The sequence below is a fragment of the Phenylobacterium sp. genome (genome assembly GCF_031360265.1).
Classification (GTDB): domain Bacteria; phylum Pseudomonadota; class Alphaproteobacteria; order Caulobacterales; family Caulobacteraceae; genus Phenylobacterium.
Genome location: NZ_JANMBF010000175.1, coordinates 1 through 4,445 on the forward strand (window position 1 = coordinate 1; position 4,445 = coordinate 4,445).

The 4,445-nt window shown below is 71.6% G+C and carries 6 protein-coding genes; 2 read left to right on the top strand and 4 right to left on the bottom strand.

What is annotated here, in order from left to right:
• The 4 genes from RMN86_RS16000 to rdgB all read right to left on the bottom strand — a co-directional run.
• Nucleotides 1–335, bottom strand: a 335-nt coding sequence (locus RMN86_RS16000) for a YraN family protein (protein ID WP_309606853.1), incomplete at its 3' end; no start/stop codon positions are given.
• Nucleotides 332–1,201: a 16S rRNA (cytidine(1402)-2'-O)-methyltransferase gene (gene rsmI / locus RMN86_RS16005; protein ID WP_309606854.1), complete on the bottom strand. Its 870-nt coding sequence runs from the start codon at nucleotides 1,199–1,201 to the stop codon at nucleotides 332–334. The genes RMN86_RS16000 and rsmI, both read right to left, overlap by 4 nt.
• 195 nt (nucleotides 1,202–1,396) lie before the next feature.
• A complete protein-coding gene (gene hemW / locus RMN86_RS16010) occupies nucleotides 1,397–2,563 on the bottom strand; it encodes a radical SAM family heme chaperone HemW (protein WP_309606855.1) in 1,167 nt (388 codons plus the stop codon).
• Nucleotides 2,560–3,159: an RdgB/HAM1 family non-canonical purine NTP pyrophosphatase gene (gene rdgB, locus RMN86_RS16015; RefSeq protein ID WP_309606856.1), complete on the bottom strand. Its 600-nt coding sequence runs from the start codon at nucleotides 3,157–3,159 to the stop codon at nucleotides 2,560–2,562. Before rdgB ends, hemW begins: the two co-directional genes overlap by 4 nt.
• Nucleotides 3,160–3,571: 412 nt before the next feature.
• Between rdgB and RMN86_RS16020 the strand changes: the two genes are divergently transcribed.
• Nucleotides 3,572–4,096, top strand: a complete 525-nt coding sequence (locus RMN86_RS16020) for a DUF2975 domain-containing protein (RefSeq protein WP_309606857.1) — start codon at nucleotides 3,572–3,574, stop codon at nucleotides 4,094–4,096.
• Nucleotides 4,097–4,108: 12 nt separating this feature from the next.
• Nucleotides 4,109–4,351, top strand: a complete 243-nt coding sequence (locus RMN86_RS16025) for a helix-turn-helix transcriptional regulator (RefSeq protein ID WP_309606858.1) — start codon at nucleotides 4,109–4,111, stop codon at nucleotides 4,349–4,351.
• The last annotated feature ends 94 nt before the right edge of the window (nucleotides 4,352–4,445 follow it).

Here is a 4,445-nt window from a genome sequence, read left to right on the forward strand (position 1 = left end):
CGGCCGGGCGCGAGGGCCATCAGATCGAGCCGCACCGCCGCCGCGGCCAGGCTCGGCCGCCGCGCGGCCAGGGCGGCGCCCGCCCGCCGCAGCCGCTGGCGCTGATCGTAGGTGACGGTCTCCAGCGCGAGCGCCAGGCTGGCGCGCCGCTTGACCTCGACCACGGCCAGCACGCCGCGCCGCTGCGCCAGGATGTCGATCTCCGCCTGCGGGGTCTTCAGCCGAAAGCCCAGGATGCGATAGCCCTTGGCCATCAGCCAGATCGCCGCCAGCACCTCGGCGTGGCGCCCGGCCAGGCGCGAGGCCGCGCCGCGGGCGCGCCGGGCCTGGCTCATGGCTCAGCCCGCATCGCCATCGCGCGCCGATAGACGTCGCGGCGCGACAGGCCCAGCGCGGCGGCCACCTCGGCGGCGGCCTCGGCCGGACGCAGTCGCAAAAGCGCGTCGGCGAGCGCGGTGTCGATGTCGCCGGCGCTGGCGACCGCCGCCGCGCCCGGCCCCACCAGGATGACGATCTCGCCCTTCGGCGCCTCGAGCCTGGGGTCGGCGGCCAGCACGGCCAGCGGCCCGCGATAGAGCGTCTCATAGAGCTTGGTCAGTTCGCGGCAGACCACCGCCTCGCGGGCGCCGAGCACCGCGGCCATGTCGGCCAGGCTCGCCGCCAGCCGCGACCCGCCCTCGAAGAACACCAGGGTCGCGCGGATCGGCGCCAGGTCCGCAAGGAAGCTGCGCCGCGCGGCGCTCTTCGGCGGCGGGAAGCCCGCGAACAGGAACCGGTAGGTAGGCAGGCCGGCGGCGGACAGGCCCGCCAGCAGGGCGGACGGCCCGGGGATCGGGAACACCGGATGGCCGGCCGCGGCGGCCTCGCGCACGATCCGATAGCCGGGGTCCGACACCAGCGGGGTCCCGGCGTCGGAGACCAGCGCCACCCGCTTGCCCTGCGCCAGCGCCGCCAGCGCCTTGGCTCCGCCCCGCTCGGCGGCATGCTCGTCATAGCGTTCCAGCCTGGCGGAAAGCCCGTAGGCCTGCAGCAGCTTGCCGGCTACCCGGGTGTCCTCGGCCAGCACCAGGTCGGCGGCGCTCAGCACGTCCAGCGCCCGCAGCGTGATGTCCCGCAGATTGCCGATCGGCGTCGCCACCACATAGAGCCCCGGCGCCAGCGGCGCGTCGTCCAGGGCGGGCGGGGCAAGACCTCTGACCATGGCCGGAGGGTTCGCCGGTCAGGGGGCGGAAGGCAAGCGTCGTGATCCCAGCCAACTACGGTGCTTATTACGGTAATTACGGTGACAGTTGCAATAACCCCTTAACCCGCCAGGACCAGGGCCGAGCACGTCTGGTTAAGGGGTTATTGCATCTGTCACCGTAATTCCCGCATCACCGTGTTTCAATTCCTATCTTCAGACCGCCAGCTCAACCGTCAGCCGATCCAGCAGCAGCCGCCCGGCCGGCGTGGCGCGCAGGCGGTGGGGGTCGTCGGCCAGCAGGCCCAGGTCGATCAGGCGGGCGATCCGGTCCGCCGGGATGGCCAGCGCCGCGACGTCGGCCATGGCCACGCCCTCGGTGATCCGCAGGCCGCTCAGCAGGCGTTCCTGGGCCGCTTCGCGCGGGCTCAAGCGCTCGCGGGTGGCCACGCCCGTGCCGGCGTCGGCGACGCGGGCGAGATAGTCGGCGGGCCTGGCGGCGGACCAGGTCGCCTGGCGCGCGCCCTCCAGCGTGATCCGTCCATGGGCGCCGGGGCCGACGCCCAGATAGTCCTGGCCCTGCCAGTAGACCAGGTTGTGGCGCGAGCGGGCGGCCGCGCCCCGGGCGTGGTTGGAGACCTCGTAGGCGTCGAAGCCGGCGGCCGCCAGCACGGCCCCGGTGGTGTCGAAGAGCGCCGCGCCTGTCTCGGCGTCGGGCGGAACCAGCGCGCCGCGCCGCACGGCGCGATCGAAGGCGGTGCCCGCCTCGATGGTCAGCTGGTAGGGCGAGACATGCTCCGCGCCCAGGTCCAGCGCGCGGGTGAGTTCATCGCGCCACGCCGCCGGCGTCTGGCCGGGCCGGGCGTAGATCAGGTCGATGGAGAGGCGGGGGAAGGCGCGCCGGGCGGCCTGCGTCGCGCGAATGGCGGCGGCGGCGTCGTGGTTGCGACCCAGGAGGACCAGGGCCTCATCGTCGAGCGCCTGGACGCCCAGCGACAGCCGGCCCACGCCGGCGTCGGCGAAGGCCGCGAACCGCCCGGCTTCCGCGTCGGTGGGATTGGCCTCCAGCGTCACCTCCAGGTCCGGCGCGGCGGTCCACAGGCGCCGGCAGGCGGCGATCATCTGCCCCGCCCAGTCCGGGTCCATCAGCGAGGGCGTGCCGCCCCCCAGGAAGATCGAGACCAGGTCCCGGGGCCCGGTCAGGTCGCGCTGCGCGGCCAGGTCGGCGACGATGGCGCGGGCCAGGGCGGCGGGCTCATCGCCCTTGCGATCGGGTCGATGCCGGAAGACGTTGAAGTCGCAGTAGGGGCAGATCCGCGCGCAATAGGGCCAGTGGATATAGACGCCGAGCCTTGGGGCGCCCAGCGGCGGGGCGAGGCTCACCAGAGCGCGGCCTTGAGTTTGGCGAAGGCGCGGGCCCGGTGGCTCATGGCGTCCTTCCGCTTAGGCTCGATCTCGCCGAACGTCTGGTCCAGGCCGTCGGCCAGGAAGATCGGATCGTAGCCGAAGCCCCGGTCGCCGCGCGGCGGGAAGGTCAGCGTCCCCGCCACCCGGCCCTCGACCACCACCGCCGGCCCATCCGGCCAGGCCACGGCCAGCGCGCAGGTGAACCAGGCGCTGAAATCGGCGCCGCCGGCCTCCTCCAGCCGTTCCTCGACCTTGCCCATCGCCACGGCGAAATCGCGGCCCGGTCCCGCCCAGCGCGCCGAATAGATCCCCGGCGCGCCATCCAGCGCGGCGACGCAGAGCCCGGAATCGTCGGCCAGGGCGACCAGGCCGCTGGCCTGCGCCGCCGCGCGCGCTTTGAGCAGCGCATTGCCGACGAAGGTGGTCTCGGTCTCGTCCGGCTCGGCCAGGCCCAGCGCGCCAGCGGTCACCAGGTCGAAGCGGTGCTCGAGGATTTCCGCCAGCTCGCGGGCCTTGCCGGGATTGTGGGTGGCCACCACCAGGCGGGTTCCGGGCTCCAGCTTCAGCGCCATGGTGTTCACTCCGTCCGGGCGGGCCGCGACCATAGCGCCGCGCCGGCCGGTTGCATTGCAAAAGTTTAACATTGTTAATCGATATTCATTTGATTGCTAATCGATGCGGACATATTGACTGTCGACATCGGGACGGGACACCGCCCCATCGATCCGCCGCACCGCGGCAAGCCTAAGGAGACTGCACAATGTTCGCCTCGATGATGAAGACCTTCGACCGCATCTCGCTCAGCCTGGTGCTGGCGTTGGCCGCCACGCCGATGCTGGCGCTCGCCGCCGCCGCTTCGATCCACTAGGTTCAGGCCGTCTTGCGGTTCGTCCAGCCCGCTCCGGCCGCGTCCCGCAAGGACGCCGCGCGGGCGGGCCGCGGCGCCGCCGGCGTCCAACCGGGGCTGATCGGGGAGACCGTGGTATGCGCGCGTTAGGGCCGGGGTCGGTCTCCAGCTTCCTGAAGATCATCCTCGACGTGGTCTTCGCCGCCCTGTGGATCACTCTGGGCGTCGTGGGGCTGGCCCTGTTGGCGGCGCTGGTGTTCAGCTTCAACCCCGACCTGTTCCCCGACATGCTCAGCAACAACGCCGCCGTGGTGGCGCGCCGCGGGCCGCTGTTCGCCGGCATGCTGCTGGTGTTCGCCCTGTCGCTCACGGGTGTGCTGACCATCGTTCACGCCCTGCGGCGGATTTTCCTGACCCTGACCGCCGGCGATCCGTTCCATCCGCAGAACGTCCAGCGGCTGCGGCTTATCGGCCTGATGCTGGCGGCCCTGGAAGTGGGCCGCTATGGGGTCTGGGGCGTTTCGACGCTGGTTCCCTGGGTGAAGGACGTGAAGCCGAATTTCAGCCTGACCGCCTGGTTTTCCGTGCTGGTGGTGTTCGTGCTGGCCGAGGTGTTCCGCGAAGGCGCCCGGCTGCGGCGCGAAGCCGAATTGACCATCTAGGCCACCGCGCACATGCCCATTCGCGTCCATCTCGACCGCGTGCTGTTCGACCGTCGCATGTCGCTCACCGAACTCGCCGACCGCGTCGGCGTGACCATCGCCAACCTGTCGATCCTGAAGACCGGCAAGGCCCGCGCGGTGCGGTTCTCGACGCTGGCGGCCCTCTGCCGCGAACTCGACTGCCAGCCCGGCGACCTGCTGCTCTATGAAGCCGGCCCCGCCGACGACCTCCCCGACGAGGACGACAGCGGCTGACGGGAGACGGCCTACAAAACGATGCTGCGTCGCAACGACGCCACCGCTCCCACCCTAGGGAAATCTTGCAATCTCAACGCTTCATTTCTATATG